The sequence below is a fragment of the Acinetobacter lanii genome, from assembly GCF_011578285.1.
Lineage (GTDB): Bacteria > Pseudomonadota > Gammaproteobacteria > Pseudomonadales > Moraxellaceae > Acinetobacter > Acinetobacter lanii.
This window is the reverse complement of record NZ_CP049916.1, coordinates 2,583,458-2,605,097: the sequence shown is the minus strand read 5'-3', so window position 1 is coordinate 2,605,097 and position 21,640 is coordinate 2,583,458. Positions and strand designations below refer to the sequence as shown.

14 protein-coding genes, 2 tRNA genes, 3 rRNA genes, 1 other RNA gene and 1 pseudogene are annotated in these 21,640 nt (G+C 42.5%); 15 read left to right on the top strand and 6 right to left on the bottom strand.

What is annotated here, in order from left to right; all coding sequences use genetic code 11:
* Positions 1–438: 438 nt before the first annotated feature.
* Positions 439–885, top strand: a complete 447-nt coding sequence (locus G8D99_RS11755; RefSeq protein ID WP_166326130.1) for an ABZJ_00895 family protein — start codon at positions 439–441, stop codon at positions 883–885.
* Positions 886–948: 63 nt separating this feature from the next.
* On the opposite strand, the gene thiO is transcribed toward G8D99_RS11755, so the two are convergent.
* Positions 949–2,067: a glycine oxidase ThiO gene (gene thiO / locus G8D99_RS11750; protein ID WP_166326127.1), complete on the bottom strand. Its 1,119-nt coding sequence runs from the start codon at positions 2,065–2,067 to the stop codon at positions 949–951.
* A 166-nt stretch (positions 2,068–2,233) separates the two neighbouring features.
* Complete coding sequence (gene hemB / locus G8D99_RS11745) at positions 2,234–3,247, bottom strand: porphobilinogen synthase (RefSeq protein WP_166326124.1); 1,014 nt, start codon at positions 3,245–3,247, stop codon at positions 2,234–2,236.
* Between the two features lie 107 nt (positions 3,248–3,354).
* Here hemB and G8D99_RS11740 point away from each other — a divergent pair, with 107 nt between their 5' ends.
* From G8D99_RS11740 to G8D99_RS11730, 3 genes are all read left to right on the top strand, one after another.
* Complete coding sequence (locus G8D99_RS11740) at positions 3,355–3,852, top strand: thioesterase family protein (RefSeq protein ID WP_166326121.1); 498 nt, start codon at positions 3,355–3,357, stop codon at positions 3,850–3,852.
* Between the two features lie 312 nt (positions 3,853–4,164).
* Complete coding sequence (locus G8D99_RS11735) at positions 4,165–5,346, top strand: HlyD family secretion protein (RefSeq protein WP_166326118.1); 1,182 nt, start codon at positions 4,165–4,167, stop codon at positions 5,344–5,346.
* Positions 5,347–5,352: 6 nt separating this feature from the next.
* The gene (locus G8D99_RS11730) at positions 5,353–6,879 is read left to right on the top strand and encodes a DHA2 family efflux MFS transporter permease subunit (protein ID WP_166326115.1); all 1,527 of its coding nucleotides are present in this window, start codon (positions 5,353–5,355) and stop codon (positions 6,877–6,879) included.
* 95 nt (positions 6,880–6,974) lie between these two features.
* On the opposite strand, the gene glpK is transcribed toward G8D99_RS11730, so the two are convergent.
* The gene (glpK, locus tag G8D99_RS11725; protein ID WP_166326112.1) at positions 6,975–8,453 is read right to left on the bottom strand and encodes a glycerol kinase GlpK; all 1,479 of its coding nucleotides are present in this window, start codon (positions 8,451–8,453) and stop codon (positions 6,975–6,977) included.
* A gap of 130 nt (positions 8,454–8,583) precedes the next feature.
* Between glpK and ssrA the strand changes: the two genes are divergently transcribed.
* Positions 8,584–8,942, top strand: a transfer-messenger RNA (tmRNA) gene (gene ssrA, locus G8D99_RS11720).
* 98 nt (positions 8,943–9,040) lie between these two features.
* Here the strand turns inward: ssrA and G8D99_RS11715 are convergent.
* Positions 9,041–9,628, bottom strand: a pseudogene (locus G8D99_RS11715) (tyrosine-type recombinase/integrase); the annotation flags it as partial.
* A gap of 120 nt (positions 9,629–9,748) precedes the next feature.
* On the opposite strand from G8D99_RS11715, the gene G8D99_RS11710 reads away from it, so the two are divergent.
* The 7 genes from G8D99_RS11710 to G8D99_RS11680 all read left to right on the top strand — a co-directional run bounded on the left by G8D99_RS11710 (position 9,749) and on the right by G8D99_RS11680 (position 16,885).
* The gene (locus tag G8D99_RS11710; RefSeq protein WP_196782889.1) at positions 9,749–9,955 is read left to right on the top strand and encodes a GMC oxidoreductase; all 207 of its coding nucleotides are present in this window, start codon (positions 9,749–9,751) and stop codon (positions 9,953–9,955) included.
* A gap of 557 nt (positions 9,956–10,512) precedes the next feature.
* Positions 10,513–12,051, top strand: a 16S ribosomal RNA gene (locus tag G8D99_RS11705).
* Between the two features lie 61 nt (positions 12,052–12,112).
* Positions 12,113–12,189: transfer RNA gene (locus tag G8D99_RS11700), tRNA-Ile, on the top strand.
* A 74-nt stretch (positions 12,190–12,263) separates the two neighbouring features.
* Positions 12,264–12,339 (top strand) — tRNA-Ala (locus G8D99_RS11695).
* A 433-nt stretch (positions 12,340–12,772) separates the two neighbouring features.
* A 23S ribosomal RNA gene (locus tag G8D99_RS11690) occupies positions 12,773–15,660 on the top strand.
* A gap of 174 nt (positions 15,661–15,834) precedes the next feature.
* Positions 15,835–15,949, top strand: a 5S ribosomal RNA gene (gene rrf, locus G8D99_RS11685).
* The 16S, 23S and 5S rRNA genes sit together here with 2 tRNA genes alongside, the layout of an rRNA operon.
* 471 nt (positions 15,950–16,420) lie before the next feature.
* Complete coding sequence (locus tag G8D99_RS11680) at positions 16,421–16,885, top strand: hypothetical protein (RefSeq protein WP_166326109.1); 465 nt, start codon at positions 16,421–16,423, stop codon at positions 16,883–16,885.
* A 122-nt stretch (positions 16,886–17,007) separates the two neighbouring features.
* On the opposite strand, the gene G8D99_RS11675 is transcribed toward G8D99_RS11680, so the two are convergent.
* A complete protein-coding gene (locus G8D99_RS11675) occupies positions 17,008–17,892 on the bottom strand; it encodes an alpha/beta hydrolase family protein (RefSeq protein ID WP_166326106.1) in 885 nt (294 codons plus the stop codon).
* An 86-nt stretch (positions 17,893–17,978) separates the two neighbouring features.
* On the bottom strand, positions 17,979–18,758 hold the full coding sequence (locus G8D99_RS11670; protein WP_166326103.1) for a crotonase/enoyl-CoA hydratase family protein: 780 nt from the start codon (positions 18,756–18,758) through the stop codon (positions 17,979–17,981).
* Between the two features lie 240 nt (positions 18,759–18,998).
* Here G8D99_RS11670 and pnuC point away from each other — a divergent pair, with 240 nt between their 5' ends.
* From pnuC to G8D99_RS11655, 3 genes are all read left to right on the top strand, one after another.
* Positions 18,999–19,589: a nicotinamide riboside transporter PnuC gene (pnuC, locus tag G8D99_RS11665; RefSeq protein ID WP_166326100.1), complete on the top strand. Its 591-nt coding sequence runs from the start codon at positions 18,999–19,001 to the stop codon at positions 19,587–19,589.
* Between the two features lie 37 nt (positions 19,590–19,626).
* On the top strand, positions 19,627–19,914 hold the full coding sequence (locus G8D99_RS11660) for a hypothetical protein (RefSeq protein ID WP_166327750.1): 288 nt from the start codon (positions 19,627–19,629) through the stop codon (positions 19,912–19,914).
* A 418-nt stretch (positions 19,915–20,332) separates the two neighbouring features.
* Complete coding sequence (locus tag G8D99_RS11655; RefSeq protein WP_227554324.1) at positions 20,333–21,502, top strand: GGDEF domain-containing protein; 1,170 nt, start codon at positions 20,333–20,335, stop codon at positions 21,500–21,502.
* Positions 21,503–21,640 lie beyond the last annotated feature (138 nt).

Here is a 21,640-nt window from a genome sequence, read left to right as displayed (position 1 = left end):
ATTGAACAGCGACCAAAAAGAGGATCGAAATTGAAACTTATGCTGCGATACTTTTTTTATTTTCTTGGGCATGGAGCAATTGAATATTTTTATGATTTTGTCAAAAGTATGGCAGGAGAGAAACCTAGTGTCATCTTTGGATAAAGAAAATAACAAATAAAAAGCCGACGATTCGAGTGATAGAAAATCGTCGGCCAAAATACTTCGATCAATAAAATCTAGGCTACTAAACTAAATTTTTATGCTCTGAAGCATGATTTATAAGTCTCATTGGGATACAGGTCGCCGTGCTTCATTGCGGATGCCATGGCAAATCATCACGGTTGCTACAGACCTTGTACCCTATATAACGTCATGGGTTACAGATTGGTTGACAATAAACTGAAAAAAAAATGAAAACTTTTTATAATGGTGTTTTAAACGCTGTAGGCATAGGTCATGGTTTCATTAACCAAATACTATTTATGGTTCTTTATCATTTGTTTAGGCTTAACTTTAGTGGCTGGCGTGATTGCAGCATTACTGCCTTCACAGATTGCAGGGGTCGTGACAGCCTTACCCTATCTGATTGCCATTATTATTGTACTGAAGATTTTTTTAAAGCAACAGGGTCGTGCCCCAACCCAACAAGAGCGTAAAAAGTTCACGCTAGCCTATACCCTGATTTTTTGGGGATACAATTTTGCGGGCGTGCTGTTCGGAATTTTTATGTTCTCTCGTAAAGATCCTGAAGTGTGGTTGTACTTCACCACCTATATGCAAAATGGAAAATTTCTCAGTCTCATGATTACTATGGTCATGCTATTGGCAATCCCACTTTATCTCATTACCTATTGGTTCTACGGCAAACAAGCACAGCGAATGGCTGCGAAATTGATCAAATAAATACGATTGCAATGCAAAATTTAAAAAGGCATGTGTGAACATGCCTTTTTTATGGGAAATCTATTATTCAGCAGTATTAGCCTGAAAGTGCCTTAAGGGACTGTAGGCTTGAGCATCTACAGTATGCGCATGTTCACAGATCAACTCACGAAGTAAGACTGCAGATGCCGGTGCCATACACAGTCCATTTCTAAAGTGTCCGAAGTTTGCCCATAGATTTTTAAAGTTAGGCATTTGACCAATATAAGGAATACCTTCAGGAGAACTCGGTCTTAAGCCTGCCCACTGTTTGACTATGGGAAATTGTTCAAGGTCAGGCACCAATTCAATACTGGCTTGATAAATGTCTTGCTGAGTCTTTAAGCTGGGACGATGTTCAAATCCTAAGTCTTGCATACTTGAACCACAGACCACATGACCATCTGTACGTGGAATCAGATACATCACTCGATTCATACACATGGTTGGTAACCACTGCTCAGGGGTTTTAAACAATAACATTTGCCCCTGAATCGGTTTCACCGGAATACTGCATTTGAGTTGAGCAGACCAATGTGCCGACCATGATCCTGTCGCAATCACATAATGATCGGCCTGAAAATGCTGGCCATTTTGTGCTTTAAGCGATTGTATTTGACTATGCTGAATCTCGAATTGATCAATCCAAGTATTTTCAAAAAATTGAACTTTAGGATGTTGTTTTAAATAGATCAGGATGGATTTGAGTAGGCGAGGGTTTCGAATATTAGATAAATGCGGAAAATGCAGTGCTTGTTTAAATTGATCTGAAATATGTGGATTGATCTGTTTTAAATGCGTCTGATCTAATATTTTTGCCTGTTGCATCGGTTGCCGAGTTTGCTCGGCATAACTTAAACCCATTTCAAAATCCTCTTGATCAAAGATCAACATGCCGGTGTCATGAATTTCAAAATCAATCCCTGTAATCGGCTGTAATTTTGCATTCCATTGTTGATACAACGCTTTGCCATATTGGGCTAAATCATTGACCGCTTTAGGATAACGCCAAGGATACATAGGGGAGAGAATGCCACCACCTGCCCAAGATGCCGCTTTTCCTGCCTGTTGTTGGTCAAATAGCGTGATCGTGCAGTTGTGTTCTAAAAGCTCAAGGGCTGTGAGTAATCCGTTGATTCCGCACCCAACAATTGCAATATGCATGTTTGAGTTCCATCTCAAATTTTCAATGCGCTTATTAGAGCATACTCATTTGAATTGTCAGTCAATCAACAGTAAAGCTTTGCCTGAATCTTAAATGTAACATCATCAAAATTTAGCGCATAAAAAAAGCCAATCATCAGATTGGCTTTTTAAGTCTTTCAAAAAATTATTTCATGTCTTTCAGCATTTTCGCTGCATCTTCGGCAAAGTAAGTCCAGATGCCATCTGCACCTGCACGACGACAGCTCATCAGCGATTCTAAAATCACGCTTTCAGACAACCAACCATTTTGAATGGCACCGGCCAACATGGCATATTCGCCACTGACTTGATAAACAAAGGTTGGTACACCAAAGGTGTCTTTGACTTCACGTACCACGTCTAAGTAAGGCATACCCGGTTTAACAATCACCATATCCGCACCTTCTTGAATATCCAATGCAATTTCATGCAAGGCTTCAGCACGGTTACCGATATCCATTTGGTAATTGTATTTATTGCCACCTTTGAGGTTGCTCGATGAACCGACCGCATCACGGAATGGACCATAGAAACTTGACGCATATTTTGCCGAATACGCCATAATATTGGTGTAAATATGGCCATTTGCTTCAAGTGCTTGGCGAATCGCGCCAATACGACCATCCATCATGTCACTTGGTGCAACCACATCTGCACCTGCTTCTGCATGGCTCAATGCTTGTTTGATCAAGCATTCAACCGTTTCATCATTGAGTACATAACCCGTATCATCAATGATGCCGTCTTGACCATGCGTGGTATATGGGTCAAGCGCACCATCAGTAATCAGCACCATCTCAGGTAGTTCTTTTTTCAGTAAACGAACCGTTGTTTGCACCAATCCGTTCTCGTCCCAAGCGGCTTCAGCAGTTAAACTTTTGTCTTCTTGTGGAGTCACAGGAAAGAGTGCAAGTTTAGACACCCCGAGTTCGAGCAATTTTTCTGCCTTGTTTAACAACAAATCCGCGGAAAGCCGTTGGATTTTTGGCATACTAGGCACATCTTGGGTTTGATTTTGACCGGGTAGGACAAATACCGGATAAATGAGATGCTCAGTCGATAGATGTGTTTCTCTCACCATCCCTCTGAGTTTGTCATTTTTTCGAATACGGCGCATACGTGTAGCAGGAAATGCTGGGCGATTAAACGTATAAGTCATCACATTCTCGATGTTCGGTATTTAACTTACGGTTATTGTAGACCCTTAATGCGGTTTTTGGGGAAATTCCTGAATGGTTTTTCTCATTATGTTGATTTGAGTTTGTTATGAACGATGTGCAAAAAAAATGGACGGGCAATATCCAGTTAGGCTCGAAAGTTGACTTGAATGTGGTGTTGAACCAGCTCACACAAGTATTTAATACCTCTCCCTACTTAGCCCACAACAACATGCAAATGCGTGTGGTGGATGGCCAAATCGAAGGTTATATTGAAATGGCACCGAATTTGATTGGTAATATTTCATTCCAAATCTTACATGGTGGGGTGGCAGCAACCTTATTGGATAGTATTGGTGGTATTGTCGCAATGGGTGAGTTATATAGCCGTGCTGAACCAGACCAAATGGCGGATACCTTGAAAAAAGTTTCTCGTTTGGCCACGGTTGATTTACGCATTGATTACTTGGCACCGGGTCGTGGTCAGTATTTTATTGCTAAAGCAGAAACCCTACGTATGGGGCGTAAAGGTTGCACCATGCGTATGACCATGTTGAATGATGAAGGTAAACCGATTGCCGCAGGGATTGCATCCTACGCCTTCTAATGTCAGCGCTAACAAAATCCGACGAATATTGGAAAAGCCACTCTAAGATGAGTGGTTTTTTTTATCGTTATGATTTTTCCCAACTCTTTTTTTATAAAAATGATAAAAAACCTCATTTATGGCGGCTTTTTAAACGCATGAGTAACTTTTTAATACTTAGGTTTTGTCTATTTCACAGTAAAATCACGGCCAATAATTTAAAACCATGACTCTTAAAATTTGAACGTTTGGTTCATTTTGGGGAGTAGTTGCCTTCATTCTCCGTATCAGTGAAGGGTCCCATGCAGTTCAATTTATAGTTAGGAATATACGATGACGGATGCCTCAAATAATACGACGTCTAATCCGAACACAGATCAAAATGCTTCCTCAGATGCACAACAAGATGCCTCAATGAAATCAAAACGTAAAAAGGGCTTAACGATTGTTGCGATTGTTGTAGCAATTGCCCTGATGATTTATCTGATTTGGACATTTATTTTTAGCAACTCCGTCAGCACCGATAATGCTTATGTAAATGTTGAATCGGCTGACATTAGCTCCATGGTCAATGGTCAGGTGGCTGAAGTATTGGTCAAAGATACTCAGCAGGTAAAGCAAGGCGATGTACTGGTTCGTATCGATCCGCGTGATGCTAAAATTGCTTTAGCGCAAGCAGAAGCTGAATTGGCAAAAGCAAAACGCCAGTTTACCCAAACTAGTGCCAACAGTAGTGCCTTAACTTCACAGATTGCCATCAGTGAAGATGATATCAAGAGTGCACAGGCTCAAGTTGCACAGGCAGAAGTGAACTATGAACAAGCCCAGCTTGAGTTTTCACGCCGTTCACAACTGAGTGCGACGGGTGCCATTTCAAAAGAAGAGTTTACCAAAGCACAAAGTGCCATGAATGCAGCAAAAGCAGCTTTAAACGTATCTAAAGCGACTTTGGCACAAGCGGAATCCAAACGTAAAGCCGCGCAAAGTAATTTGGCAGCCAATGAAGCATTGATTAAAGGCGCCAATCAGGCCTCTACGCCTGATGTGTTAGTGGCGCAAGCCAAATTGGATCAGGCGAAATTAGATCTTGAGCGTACCGAAATCAAAGCACCTCTCGATGGTGTCGTTGCACGTCGTAATGTCCAAGTGGGACAGCGGATTGCGCAAGGGACATCCATGATGAAAGTGGTTCCTTTAGTCAATATGTATGTCGATGCCAATTTTAAAGAAAGTCAGCTCAAGGATGTCCGTGTCGGTCAAAAAGCCACACTCACCTCAGATTTATATGGCGATGATGTTGAATATACAGGTACCGTGGTCGGCTTTTCAGGCGGAACAGGTTCAGCCTTTGCGCTGATTCCTGCGCAAAATGCCACAGGAAACTGGATTAAAGTGGTTCAGCGTTTGCCAGTTCGCATTCAACTGGACCCTGAGCCGTTGAAAAAACATCCTTTACGTGTGGGTCTTTCTATGGAAGCCACTATCGATCTTCGTTCAGATACACAAACGAAGTAATCGCTCATGAATAACACGGCGTTATTTGGCGATTTAAAAGGGGGCAAGCTGGCACTTTCTGCCTTTGTGTTGGCATTGGCAAATTTTATGGTCGTGCTTGATATGACCATTGCCAATGTCTCGGTACCCCATATTACCGGAAGCCTTGCTGTTTCAAGTTCACAAGGGACTTGGGTCATTACCTCTTATGCTGTAGCAGAAGCGATTTGTGTCCCCCTCACAGGATTCTTAGCAGGGCGTTTTGGTGCAGTACGTGTGTTCAGTATCAGCCTATTGGGTTTCACGATATTTTCGATTCTGTGTGGACTGTCGAGCAGTTTGGCAATGCTAGTGATTTGTCGTATTGGACAAGGGGTATTCGGCGGGCCAATCATGCCACTCAGTCAAATGCTGTTACTGCGTATTTTTCCGCCTGAAAAGCAATCGCAAGCCATGGGCATGTGGGCCATGACCACCGTGGTTGGACCGATTTTAGGACCGATTTTGGGTGGAACCATCAGTGACAATCTGTCATGGAACTGGATCTTCTTTATTAATATCCCTGTAGGTGTGATGTGTGCCTTTGCTGCAATGCGCTTGCTCAAATCTGCAGAAACGCCAATTGCTAAACTAAAAATTGACAGTGTGGGCTTAGCGCTCCTCATTATTTGGATTGGGGCATTACAGTTGATGCTCGATTTGGGGCATGAGCATGATTGGTTTAATAGTGGCTTAATTGAAATTTTAGCAATTATTGCACTGATCGGTTTTACCGTATTTGTGATTTGGGAATGGACTGAAAAACATCCTGTGGTGAATATTCGAATCTTTCGCTATCGCGGATTTACTATTGCCACCTTAGCTCTGGCAATGGGTTTTGGCGCCTTTTTCAGTAGTATTGTCTTGATTCCACAATGGCTCCAAATCAATTTGGGTTATACCGCGTCTTGGGCAGGGTATCTGACTGCGACCATGGGCTTTGGCAGTCTGATGATGTCACCGATTGTGGCGAAATTGGCGACCAAAACAGATCCGCGAGCTTTGGCATGTTTTGGTCTGACCTTACTAGGTGGGGTCACGCTGATGCGGGCATTTTGGGTTACAGAAGCTGATTTCTTTGCATTGTCTTTGCCCCAAATCATTCAAGGTTTTGCGGTACCATTTTTCTTTATTCCTTTGACCAATATTGCTTTGGCATCAGTACGTGTTGAGGAAATTGCTTCGGCTGCGGGCTTAATGAACTTTTTAAGAACCATGGCAGGTGCAATTGGTGCCTCGATTGCGGTCACGATTTGGGATGATCATGCCAAAGTTGCGCGTAGTGAAGTCGTGGGACAACTGCATGTTGAAGAAACACAACGAAGTTTAGCCCAATTGGGTTTTAGTCCTGATGGAGCATTGGGCATGATTTCAAATCTTGTGGATAAGGAAGCGATGACACTATCTATTAATCATGTCTTTTTTATTCTAGCAACCATTTTTGTGGTGGCAGGGTTAATCATTTGGCTGTGTCCTCGACCAAAAGGACCTGTTGAAGGTGGGCATGCCCATTAATTGATTCCTACTTGTACAGGAAAATAGTCATAAAAAAACGAAGTGATTTCACTTCGTTTTTTTTGCTTGATTGGTTGAGTCATTGCAAAGTGTGATTAAGATTGAGCTCGACGCAATGCATCATTCCATAAGTTAAGGTGATACTGTCGCTGATCCTCACTCATACTTGGTTCAAACTGACGGTCAAGTTGCCATGATTCAGAAATTTCACTTAAAGAATGAAACACACCTGCTTTTAGGCCTGCCATCGCTGCGGCACCCCAAGCGGTAGATTCGAGCAACTTTGGACGAAGAACGGGTACATTTAAAATGTCGGCTTGGAACTGCATCAACATATCATTTTGACTGGCACCGCCGTCGACCCGTAGTTCTTTTAAAGGATGGGTAATGTCAGATTGCATGGCGGTCAAGACGTCAGACACTTGAAAAGCGATGGACTCCAAAGCGGCGCGAGCGATATGCGCTTTATTTGTTCCACGAGACATGCCACACAGCAGGGCGCGTGCATCAGTATCCCAATGAGGTGCACCCAATCCTGTAAAGGCAGGCACCAACACCACCCCTTCACTGCTATCGACTTTGCAGGCTAAACGTTCGACTTCATTGCTGTTTTTAATAATACCTAAGCCATCACGCAACCATTGTACAATCGCACCCGCCATAAAGACGCTACCTTCTAAAGCATAGGTGGATTGCGCATGACAATTCCATGCCAAAGTGGTCAGTAACTTATTTTGACTCTTTTGAATGTCTGAACCTGTATTAAAGAGCATGAAACAGCCTGTACCATAGGTATTCTTGGCTGTGCCCACGTCAAAACAGGATTGACCAAATAGGGCAGATTGTTGATCGCCTAAAATACCCGTAATCGGAATCTCTGCACCAAGTAAGCCTTGTGCTGTATTGGCAATATAATGATCTGAAGCAATAATTTGCGGTAACAACGCTTTGGGAATATTAAATAAGTCGATTAATTCTTCATCCCATTGTTGCTTTTCCAAATCCATGAGCATGGTTCGTGAGGCATTACTCATTTCAATGACATGTTCTGCACCTTGCGTTAGATTCCAGATCAGCCAACTATCAATGGTGCCAAAGGCAACATGTCCTTGATTTGCAAGATCACGTAAACCTTCAATATGCTCAAGTAACCACACCAGTTTGCCTGCGCTGAAGTACGGATCGATACGGAGTCCAGTTTTGGTTTGAATTTTTTGTTCAAGTTGTTGCTGAATCAGTCCATTACACCATTCACTCGCACGACGATCTTGCCAAACAATGGCAGGTGCAAGCGGGTGCCCCGTTCTTTTGTCCCAAACCACAGTGGTTTCACGCTGGTTGGTGAGGCCAATGGCTTTAATATCTTTGGCAAGCAGATGTGCAGAGGCAATTGCTTGTTGGACGACTGCAATTTGTGTTGCCCAAATTTCTTGTGCATCTTGCTCAACCCAGCCTGAATGTGGGGTATGAATTTGAATTTCTCTTTGAGCTGTTGCATGTACTTTTCCATGTTCATCAAAAATGATCGCACGACTTGAAGTGGTTCCTTGATCGAGGGCAAGTAAATAGCTCATGTTTAGTGTTTTACAGACTTGAAAAACAGAATATTACCGCAATATTAAAATTAAACGCAGACCATTCTTCAAATGTTTAGATTTTCTCTCGTAAATCTTAAAATTTGTGTTATGATCCGTTTGTAACTTTGGGGATGTTCCTGGCTTCGACGCTGGTGATGAAGCTCATAGATGCATGCCGAGAGCGCATTTTCTCTCGTAAATCAAATTTGCATATTTTAGTCGCAAACGACGAATCTTACGCTCTAGCTGCCTAAGGGCAGCTTGTCCGCATCTCTGAATACTTGTGGTTAGAGATCCCGACTGAAGCGCACGCACACAAGTCCGTATAACATCAAGCCTCGGGGTGTTGTACTAAACTTAGAGGATCGCGATTTGTACCCTGTTCGTCGGGTCACAAAGAGTTAAAACAGTAGACGATATCTAAGCATGTAGTATTCTCGAGTGTAGTGCTTGCGGACGCGGGTTCGACTCCCGCCATCTCCACCAAAATTCTTGTTGTAAATCAGCCACTTATATTAAGTGGCTTTTTTATTGCCACATATTTGCCACATTTTTCATTCCATAAGCTTTTGATTTCAAAGTTTTTAGGTTGTACGTGCTACGCTAAGTTTCGCAATTTCTTGCTTATTTTTATCCCCATGCAACCATTTAGTATAGCGCTTGATGAGCATTTGTAGGCTATGCCCAAGTTGATCAGCGACAAACATTGGATTTACCCCATCCATGAGTAGCATTGTTGCATACGTGTGCCGTGCATTGTAAGCAGGGCGATGCCGTATAGAACACGATTTCATTGCTTCTACAAGACGCTCCCTAGGCGGCTTTTCATTAAAGAATGGTTCCTTCGTCTTGGGACATAGCATTACATAGTCTGTTTGGTAGCCTTGATCCTTTTTAAATTGAAGCAAAGCTTTTAAAGCTAAAGTTGAGCGTTCATTCAGATAGACCTCACGAGAAGTATGTGTTTTGGTCACTTTCTTTTCTAATCCTTTTACACGGCTTTTGCTGACCTTGAATGTGCCATTAAACCAATCGATATCGATTTGTCTAAATTCAAGCATTTCTTAAGGACGACAGCCTATGCCAAAGGCATACTCAAACTACCCATGATAAAAAGTGTCAACATCAGGTAAGTTTTTAAGAAGAGTCACCAGCAAGGTTTCTATCTGCTGTTCTATATCTGCTGTTTTATAAAAGCATTCATTGCTTGCAGCTAAAGTGGCTAGTCAACTATCGATGCGACTTTCTGTGTTATTCATACCTTTGTTTAAGCAATTATCGGTAATTTATCAGTGACCGCGCATTTACTTGGTGGTGCGGTGATGGCTGAAATCCCCAATGAAGGCGTGATCGATGCCAATCATGCGGTATTTGGCTATCCTAACCTGTATGTGGTGGATGGAAGTGCGATACCTGTCAATGTGGGCGTGAATCCAAGTTTAACCATTACCGCTTTGGCAGAACGCTTTTCTGCAAAATTTTCACAGCCTTTAGAGTAAACAGTAAACACGCTCCTCGTTGTTTCTATCCTCAAAGCCTAATTGAGTATTTTGAGAGAGTGAATCATTTGATTCATGAATAGTAGTTCGAATAACTTATTCTCAAAAACAGCAATTGCAGCTTAGAGTCGCATGCTAAATTGATTATCTACAGACAATAAATCAAATTAATTCGACCAACTTGATGATTAAATCACCGTAAAACTAGATTTTATGGATATTTGGTTTAAAAAATAAACACCCGATTAAATTAAATGAAAATAGGGGTTGTGCTTGGTTTGAAACTGTATAGAATACGCAGCATCCCGACGCGATACAGCAAACGAACTTAGCTGAATAGGTTAAGTTGTTAGATGTTTTGCGTTGAACTTGTCTCTGACGAAGAGCAAGAAGATCATTAAGAGATTATGAAGAACAACTTGTGTGGATTTTTACTGGTTGATTGATCGAAATTATTTTCATTGATTGATGGTAGAAATTACTCGAAGTTTATTTGAGAAATATTTGTCAGAAAATTGATGAGCCAAGATTGGTGTCCTTTAGGCACTACTGATTTTAAACTGAAGAGTTTGATCATGGCTCAGATTGAACGCTGGCGGCAGGCTTAACACATGCAAGTCGAGCGGATGAAAGTAGCTTGCTACTGGATTCAGCGGCGGACGGGTGAGTAATGCTTAGGAATCTGCCCATTAATGGGGGACAACAGTTGGAAACGACTGCTAATACCGCATACGCCCTACGGGGGAAAGCAGGGGATCTTCGGACCTTGCGTTAATGGATGAGCCTAAGTCGGATTAGCTAGTTGGTGGGGTAAAGGCCTACCAAGGCGACGATCTGTAGCGGGTCTGAGAGGATGATCCGCCACACTGGGACTGAGACACGGCCCAGACTCCTACGGGAGGCAGCAGTGGGGAATATTGGACAATGGGGGCAACCCTGATCCAGCCATGCCGCGTGTGTGAAGAAGGCCTTTTGGTTGTAAAGCACTTTAAGCGAGGAGGAGGCTACTTTGGTTAATACCCAGAGATAGTGGACGTTACTCGCAGAATAAGCACACGGCTAACTCTGTGCCAGCAGCCGCGGTAATACAGAGGGTGCGAGCGTTAATCGGATTTACTGGGCGTAAAGCGTGCGTAGGTGGCCAATTAAGTCAAATGTGAAATCCCCGAGCTTAACTTGGGAATTGCATTCGATACTGGTTGGCTAGAGTATGGGAGAGGATGGTAGAATTCCAGGTGTAGCGGTGAAATGCGTAGAGATCTGGAGGAATACCGATGGCGAAGGCAGCCATCTGGCCTAATACTGACACTGAGGTACGAAAGCATGGGGAGCAAACAGGATTAGATACCCTGGTAGTCCATGCCGTAAACGATGTCTACTAGCCGTTGGGGTCTTTGAGACTTTAGTGGCGCAGCTAACGCGATAAGTAGACCGCCTGGGGAGTACGGTCGCAAGACTAAAACTCAAATGAATTGACGGGGGCCCGCACAAGCGGTGGAGCATGTGGTTTAATTCGATGCAACGCGAAGAACCTTACCTGGTCTTGACATACAGAGAACTTTCCAGAGATGGATTGGTGCCTTCGGGAACTCTGATACAGGTGCTGCATGGCTGTCGTCAGCTCGTGTCGTGAGATGTTGGGTTAAGTCCCGCAACGAGCGCAACCCTTTTCCTTATTTGCCAGCGGGTTAAGCCGGGAACTTTAAGGATACTGCCAGTGACAAACTGGAGGAAGGCGGGGACGACGTCAAGTCATCATGGCCCTTACGACCAGGGCTACACACGTGCTACAATGGTCGGTACAAAGGGTTGCTACCTAGCGATAGGATGCTAATCTCAAAAAGCCGATCGTAGTCCGGATTGGAGTCTGCAACTCGACTCCATGAAGTCGGAATCGCTAGTAATCGCGGATCAGAATGCCGCGGTGAATACGTTCCCGGGCCTTGTACACACCGCCCGTCACACCATGGGAGTTTGTTGCACCAGAAGTAGGTAGTCTAACCGCAAGGAGGACGCTTACCACGGTGTGGCCGATGACTGGGGTGAAGTCGTAACAAGGTAGCCGTAGGGGAACCTGCGGCTGGATCACCTCCTTAACGAAAGATTGACGATCGGTAAGAATCCACAACAAGTTGTTCTTCATGAAGATGTATCTGAGGGTCTGTAGCTCAGTTGGTTAGAGCACACGCTTGATAAGCGTGGGGTCACAAGTTCAAGTCTTGTCAGACCCACCACTATCTGACTAACGCAGTATGAAAATACTGAAGCGAACAGAACGTAAAGATATATCGAATCTATATGATAAGCTGGGGACTTAGCTTAGTTGGTAGAGCGCCTGCTTTGCACGCAGGAGGTCAGGAGTTCGACTCTCCTAGTCTCCACCAAATTTTAAGATCAGAAAAGCACTGCTTTTCCTTAAAATTTAAGCGAGAAGTTATACTTCGAGCACTGAGTAAGCGATCAGTTGGTTAGATTATAGAAATTAGTAAGAAATTGCGTATAATGCGCGTCTTGTTAACTTCTGTGATTTATCACAGTTGCTGCGCTCCGATGAGGACGTAGACAATCATTAACAGAATATATTTGAGTTGAAATTAATTGTTTAACTCATTCCAAAAGCGGAAACGACATAACGTAAGTTATGAAGTTGAAGTGATTGAATGAGAACTAGCGAAATTAACTGAATCAAGCGTTTTGGTATATGAATCTAATTGAAGCTGTACTGTAGTTAAATCTACGAGACGCCAACTGTATGATCGAGCAATCGATCTGTTGCTAACCCCACTTGTAAGGGTTAACGACTGTTTGGGGTTGTATAGTCAAGTAATTAAGTGCATGTGGTGGATGCCTTGGCAGTCAGAGGCGATGAAAGACGTAATAGCCTGCGATAAGCTCCGGGGAGGCGGCAAATATCCTGTGATCCGGAGATTTCTGAATGGGGAAACCCACTTACCATAAGGTAGGTATTGCAACATGAATACATAGTGTTGCAAGGCGAACGAGGGGAAGTGAAACATCTCAGTACCCTTAGGAAAAGAAATCAATTGAGATTCCCTTAGTAGCGGCGAGCGAACGGGGAAAAGCCCATTAAGTCATATCAGTTTTAGTGGAATGCTCTGGGAAGTGCAACCATAGTGGGTGATAGTCCTGTACACGAAAGGGCTGATATGATGATGTCGAGTAGGGCGAGGCACGTGAAACCTTGTCTGAATATGGGGGGACCATCCTCCAAGGCTAAATACTCCTGACTGACCGATAGTGAACCAGTACCGTGAGGGAAAGGCGAAAAGAACCCCTGTGAGGGGAGTGAAATAGATCCTGAAACCGCATGCATACAAGCAGTGGGAGCCGACTTGTTCGGTGACTGCGTACCTTTTGTATAATGGGTCAGCGACTTACATTCAGTAGCAAGGTTAACCGCATAGGGGAGCCGTAGAGAAATCGAGTCTTAATAGGGCGTTTAGTTGCTGGGTGTAGACCCGAAACCAGGCGATCTATCCATGAGCAGGTTGAAGGTTGGGTAACACTAACTGGAGGACCGAACCCACTGTCGTTGAAAAGCCAGGGGATGACTTGTGGATAGGGGTGAAAGGCTAATCAAGCCTGGTGATAGCTGGTTCTCCCCGAAAGCTATTTAGGTAGCGCCTCGGACGAATACCATTGGGGGTAGAGCACTGTTTCGGCTAGGGGTCATCCCGACTTACCAAACCGATGCAAACTCCGAATACCAATGAGTACTATCCGGGAGACAGACTGCGGGTGCTAACGTCCGTAGTCAAGAGGAAAACAATCCAGACCGCCAGCTAAGGCCCCAAAATTGTAGTTAAGTGGGAAACGATGTGGGAAGGCATAGACAGCTAGGAGGTTGGCTTAGAAGCAGCCACCCTTTAAAGAAAGCGTAATAGCTCACTAGTCGAGTCGGCCTGCGCGGAAGATGTAACGGGGCTAAAACTACATGCCGAAGCTGCGGATTTGCAATTTATTGCAAGTGGTAGGGGAGCGTTCTGTAAGCCGATGAAGGTGGATTGAGAAGTCTGCTGGAGGTATCAGAAGTGCGAATGCTGACGTGAGTAACGACAAAACGAGTGAAAAACTCGTTCGCTGAAAGACCAAGGGTTCCAGTCCAACGTTAATCGGGGCTGGGTGAGTCGACCCCTAAGGCGAGGCCGAAAGGCGTAGTCGATGGGAAATTGGTTAATATTCCAATACTTCTGTGTAATGCGATGAGAGGACGGAGAAGGTTAAGTCAGCCTGGCGTTGGTTGTCCAGGTGAAAGACAGTAGGCATGCATCTTAGGCAAATCCGGGTGCTCTATGCTGAGAGTTGATAGCAAGCTGTACTTGTACAGCGAAGTGGCTGATACCATACTTCCAGGAAAAGTCTCTAAGCTTCAGTTACACAGGAATCGTACCCGAAACCGACACAGGTGGTCAGGTCGAGTAGACCAAAGCGCTTGAGAGAACTCTGCTGAAGGAACTAGGCAAAATGGTACCGTAACTTCGGGAGAAGGTACGCTGCTTTTGGTGATGGAACTTGCTTCCTGAGCTGAGAGCAGCCACAGAAACCAGGCCCCTGCAACTGTTTATTAAAAACATAGCACTCTGCAAACACGAAAGTGGACGTATAGGGTGATGCCTGCCCGGTGCTGGAAGGTTAATTGATGGGGTTAGCGTAAGCGAAGCTCTTGATCGAAGCCCCAGTAAACGGCGGCCGTAACTATAACGGTCCTAAGGTAGCGAAATTCCTTGTCGGTAAGTTCCGACCTGCACGAATGGCATAATGATGGGGCGGCTGCTCTCCAGCAGACTCAGTGAAATCGAATTCGCCGTGAAGATGCGGTGTACCCGCGGCTAGACGGAAAGACCCCGTGAACCTTTACTGCAGCTTGACATTGAACTTTGATCTTACTTGTGTAGGATAGGTGGGAGGCTTTGAAACTAGGACGCCAGTTCTAGTGGAGCCAATCTTGAAATACCACCCTGGTAATATTGAGGTTCTAACTCTGCTCCATGATCTGGAGCGAGGACCATGTCTGGTGGGTAGTTTGACTGGGGCGGTCTCCTCCTAAAGAGTAACGGAGGAGTACGAAGGTGCGCTCAGCGTGGTCGGAAATCACGCGTAGAGTATAAAGGCAAAAGCGCGCTTAACTGCGAGACCCACAAGTCGAGCAGGTACGAAAGTAGGTCTTAGTGATCCGGTGGTTCTGTATGGAAGGGCCATCGCTCAACGGATAAAAGGTACTCTGGGGATAACAGGCTGATACCGCCCAAGAGTTCATATCGACGGCGGTGTTTGGCACCTCGATGTCGGCTCATCTCATCCTGGGGCTGAAGCAGGTCCCAAGGGTATGGCTGTTCGCCATTTAAAGAGGTACGCGAGCTGGGTTTAGAACGTCGTGAGACAGTTCGGTCCCTATCTACCGTGGGCGTTGGAAATTTGAGAGGATCTGCTCCTAGTACGAGAGGACCAGAGTGGACGAACCTCTGGTGTACCGGTTGTGACGCCAGTCGCATCGCCGGGTAGCTATGTTCGGAAGGGATAACCGCTGAAAGCATCTAAGCGGGAAGCCTACCTCAAGATTAGATTTCCCTAGGACTTTATGTCCTCTAAAGAGCCGTTGAAGACTACAACGTTGATAGGTTGGATGTGGAAGCATAGTGATATGTGAAGCTGACCAATACTAATTACTCGTGAGGCTTGACTATACAACACCCAAACAGTTGTTGTATAAAGCATCAGTTGATTCGATATTCATCAAAACACCTTGATTTAGTGATCAAGCTAGTTAAACTAAACAACTCAAGTATTTCTGTTAATAACTCATTTGGAAAAACACTTAGCACATACGTAAGACTAAGCGAGTATCCATAAACAGTTGTGCTGGCGACAATAGCAAGAGTGAACCACCTGATCCCTTCCCGAACTCAGAAGTGAAACCTCTTAGCGCTGATGGTAGTGTGGGGTTACCCATGTGAGAGTAAGTCATCGCCAGCTCATTATTCCTAAAAACACCCTGACTCTATCGAGCAGGGTGTTTTTTTATGCTTGAAAAATTTCATAAATCAATACTTGAATTGTTAGCGTCATAACACTAAGATTATTTGTGTAATGTTTATCAAATAGAATAATGATCATATAAAACAAAAAAAAATTTGAATGATTTAATTTGTATTAAAAATTACTTTGTAATTGAATAAGATAAAATAATAGATTATTTTATGATCAATCTCAGAATGGATTTATAATGTTAAATAGATCGTATTTTAAAAATTACATGGTCAATAATTGTTACACTTAAATAAAAATGTCATATCAGCATAGCGATAGAATAATCAACGGTAAGCAGGACAAGCTTAGATTAGATCGAAAAATCAAAATGGATTATCTCGCGATTATAAAATTTTGTATGGCTCATTCTACTTGTGTTGAATTTTTTATTTTGGAATTTCCGAAAAGGGGAATGCTATGAAATTAATGATTATATTGTTGTTCATCATTTTTCTATATGTTGTGTGGAAATTTGTATTTCAACCCAAAATTCAAGGATTAGGAGGAAATTCTGTATTTGATTTAAGCAAACTGCTTAAACCTTCTCCGAAAGTGATCAACGAGCCTCGTATTGCAGTAGCTGAAATCATTAGTCAAGAAGATATCCGAATGTTTGATGATGTGGCTAAATTGTTATTTGAAAAAGCTTATAAAAAATCAAAATTAGATTATGCCAATCAGATTCAATATGAATTTTTAAATAAGATGCCAACGCAAGCACGTAGTCAAATCAATCAATTTGATTTTGAAGAATGGTCGATTTATTGGTCCTATAAAAATCAATCCCTTGAATATTATGCGAGTCGTTATGGTATTTTCTATACGCATGTCGATGCCAATGGGGTGGAGCATAAACGCGAATTTAGAAGCTTAGTGGCCTAGTTATGAATTAATTAGCTAACTTGAAGTTAAAGCATATATAAATGCTCAGGATGAGTGCTCTAAATCAGCTTTAATGAACATGTCTAATTAATAATGTTATCAATAGTGAAATAAAAATAAGCTTAGATAAGCTGTTCTAAGGTGTGGATCATCTCATTCCAAATCGGTTCAGCGCCTTTTCTGAAATACCCCATATGACCGATCTGTTTCAGTCCATAGTCTGATGCAGAAATATCAATAAATTTTAAATTGGCATGCGTGTAATGTTGCATAAATGCATGACGCGAGTTGGGTAAAGCCCAGTCATCATCTAGTGCAGAGACTGCAAAGATCTTGGTTTTCACGTTGGCATAACGTTGTTTCAGGTCTGGTAGTTCTGGATCGGCAAAGAAATACGTTGGATGTTTACACCATTTGCGCCATTGTTGGTAGACCCCTAAAGGGAGATCAGCCCCCATATTCAGTTTACTCCAAGGTAAATAGCCTTTGAGGGCAACTATGGGTGGGAAAATGATATTCCACATCACTTGCACTGTAAATTTTTCTTTAAACGGCATATAGCCTGACCAACCTGCGCCTGTACCAAAGCAGTACATGGCGTTGACTTTGTCATGATTGGGTGTAAGACCTAAGGCTTGACCACCATAAGAATGCCCAACGATGAAGAGAGGAATTGAATCCTCAGCCAAAAACTCAATAGCACCTGCTAAATCTAAAGCCCCCCAATCTAAATAGGACATCTCGAAGCCTTTAAGCTGTGCAGGTGCAGAATCAGCAACGCCACGATAATCAAAGGTCAACACTTCATAGCCGAGCTTAGCGGCATATTCAGCAAAGCGACGATAAAAGGGCTGGGGTACTCCTGTAGCACTGGCCACAATGATTTTGGCTTTAATCTCAGATTGAAGGTGATATCGAATGCCACTTAGGACGTAACCATCGAGGGCTTTGAATTGTTGTTTTTGAATGCTGATTTCATTTGAATTTTTAGCTTGGGCATTGTGCATTTGAATATCCCTTTATTTTTTTTGCTTTAAGCAGGCGTGATTTTAACTGTTTTAAAACATTTTGATTATTTATGCTGTAATCGAATTTATTTACCTTCGAATCTCGGTGCTCGGCGTTCTAACATGGCATCAACGCCTTCTTGTAGATCTTGTGTTTTAAGTAAAGGCTGTAAATGTTGATTGAGTTTGGCAAAGGCCTGTTTTTCACCCAGCTCAAGGGCATCCTTAGCTGCAGCAATTGTGGCTTGAACGGCAAGCGGTGCTGCAGTTGCGATTTTCTCAGCCAACTCAATGGCACGTTGTAAAGGGTGATTGGAGGTGATTTCACAAATTAAATTAAGGTCTAGCGCAGTTTGAGCATCAAAAACATCGCCGGTAAGCAGATAGCGCATGGCTTTATTCCATCCGGCTGCTTTTACAAAGCGTGAAGTTGCTCCGCCAAAAGGTAAAATGCCACGCAGTACTTCAATTTGGGTAAATTGCGTATTGGCTTGAGCAATGGCAATGTCGGCATTTAATAACAATTCAATCCCTGCGGTATAACAATAGCCCTGTACCGCGACGACCACAGGTTTTGTTCGAGTGCGACCAGATGTTCCCCATGGATTGACGACCTTCGGGTCTTTTGTAAAGATGCCGCTCGACATTTTGGTTTGTAGTGCTGCCAAATCTAAACCCGCAGTGAAATGATCACCATGTGCAAAGATCACGGCACAGCGCAACGCAGGTTGATTTTCATAATCGGTGAGGGCTTGGGACAGTTCATCAATCATTTGACTGTCAAAAGCATTGCGTTTTTCTGCTCGGTTGAGTCCTATGAGGTAAAGATGCCCTTTGATTTCACGGCTAATTCTTGCATTGCTCATAAGCTTTGATTCCATTTAAAAATGAAGATTGGGCTGAGTACAGATCTATGTACCTTTCTAGTTGTAAATCATGTAAAGAGTAAGGTCAAAACTTAAGCGTTCATTTTCTGGATGAAAGTCATAATGGGTAAAATATAATGAGTTGCTTAGGGATCAGAAATTTGGGCGATGACGCATTAATCTACTTGTATTTATGTGATTCATTTTCATAATAGAGCATCTTCAGATGTAGTAAATGGTATGTCTCCTTTAGAAATCTTCGCGGTGATCATTAGCCTAATTGGAGTGACGCTGACAGTGCTCAGGAATATGTGGTGCTGGCTGTTTAACTTTGTGGCTTTCGTGCTGTACGCCTACTTGTTCTATGAATTTAAGCTGTATGGTGAAACGATTCTGCAATTTTTCTTTATGGTGGTGAATCTATATGGGTTTTACTATTGGTTAAGGGGTAAACAAGAAGAACACATCATTCGAATCGAGCCAATCGCAACTAGCACGGTGATCATACAAATGATCATGGCGGCAGTTGGAGGACTCTTATTTGGTTTGGTATTAAAACACTTTACCGATGCTGCCTTGCCGATGTTGGATTCTCAGTTAGCCGCGTTTAGTTTGTTGGCTACCTATTGGACCAGTCGTAAACATATTGCCACTTGGGTGTTGTGGGTGTTTGTAAATATCATTTATGTCGGTATGTTTATTTATAAAGATTTATTTTTAACGGCAGGGCTTTATGCGGCATTTATTGGCTTAGCAGCATTCGGTTGGTGGCAATGGTTACAGGTCAGAAAGCAACAGCAACACAGCCTTGCTAAATCTGTTCGTCTTTAAAAATTTATACGTTGAATCGTTGAGATGGGATGTGGCGATGATCATCGATTTTAAACAAATGCAGTTGAAAAAGTTTGATGATCTTGCCATGAAAATCATGGCGATGCCTGAGCAGTATATTCAGTTTGATTCAGTGTCAGATTTTTACAAGGCCACATGGCTCAGCGATTTTCCCCAAGGCACACAATGGTGCTGTAGTGGCTTAGATGATGGTGCAGAACAATTTGATGCAGTGATTTACTATGGTTCGCATTATCTGAATATTCACGTCTCGGATGATGTAACTGTGCATTTTCATATCAAACAACCATCATCAAAAGCATGATGATTAATACGGCAATCCTCAAAGCCCAATAATAAAACCATCATTATTAAAACCATCATCATTAAAAGCAGGGTATTTGAGCTGATATTCAGACGATGAGTTTATGCAGGATTGAATCCTGATACATGATGATGTCTGTTTTTAAGCCAATTTCGTTTTGAAAAAAATAACAGCCTTAATTGGGTCAGCATGAATTGGTATATGTGATAAAAAATTGAACAAAATGATTGAATTATCTTCAGCTTAGGGGTAAATTTGTTGTGATAAATTATAGATATAAGATCAATAGTGAGAACTAAATCTCTTATTTTTTAATTTAAAGGGGCTTTTAAGCAAATTTTGCTTTGAACACGATATAAGAATAGAACTGGATTAATCATGAGGCATGTTCATATTAATCTGAGTACATCGCATTAAAATGAAATTACTGACACAAATCATTCATTCATCACCTGTTCAGCAGTTTATGAACAATAGTGTGTTGATGAATTGGAGTAATTTAAACAAAAGTATGTTGGTGCTGTTTTTGGGTGGCATCGATCATATTTTGTGGATTGCTTGGTATTTGGGTTGTTCATTGACGCCTTCTTTACAGCATTGGTTGAATCCTGATTATTTTAAATTTCATGTCACCCGCATGAGTATCTGCTGTATTTTAAGTTTTCTGTTGATATGGCCGTGTCATTATTATCGGCATAATGTCTATGCCCAAACCTATTTGCCTTATATCTCGATTATCTTTTTTTCGCTGACCTTTATTTATGGCGGCTATACCATCGGGATCAGCAGTCCTGCCACGATTGCAGGTTATATCAGTTTGGTCACAGTCGGTTTGGTGCTGTTCGAGCGTAAAATTATTTATATCATTTTTATTCCCATCACGATTTATCTACTGATTGCGATTGTGTTAAGCATGTTGGGCAAAATGACCTATGCGCCGGTTTATAGTGAAGAAGTGAATCGGAGTATTTTGATTCACAATGAATTTTGGGTATATAGCCAACTGTATTTGTATATTCCGATATTTTTTGCAGGCTTGGTCTTATTTGAAGTGCTCTTAACGCAGTGGCGTAACCGTGAAAAACAAATCAATGAAATCAGTCAAATCGACCCATTGACCGGGATTTATAACCGCCGAAAAATTGCCAGCAATCTGTCGCAAATTCAGCAAGATCAGCAAAGCTATGCCTTGGTCTTGTTAGATCTTGATCATTTTAAAAAGATCAATGATAGTTATGGGCATGATGTCGGTGACCAAGTGTTGAAGAAAGTCGCGAAAATATTGTCTGCGAATCTGCGAGGTGAAGATGTGGTGGGAAGATTTGGCGGCGAAGAATTTATTTTAGTTTTAAAGAATAAAAGTTTAAAACAAGCGATGGACATTGCCGAGCGCTGTCGTCTTGAAATTGAAAAAGAACCGATTTATATCAATAAATCGACCATGATTCATGCTTCTGCAAGTTTTGGGGTGGCATTGTCGAAGCTAAGTTTAAGTAAAGAGGTGATTATTCGTCAGGCAGATCAAGCGTTGTATCAAGCCAAAGACAGTGGACGAAACCAAGTCAAACCTTATTTAGACAGTATTTAATACGCATAGAATCACATTTTCGTTTCGATCAAACATGCAAAGCCTATTGATCTTCCATGCTGAATACTGAGTACATTGATCTGCATTGACTCGACAATATTCATCTAAAATAAAACCATGCACACTTCTGATGACTCA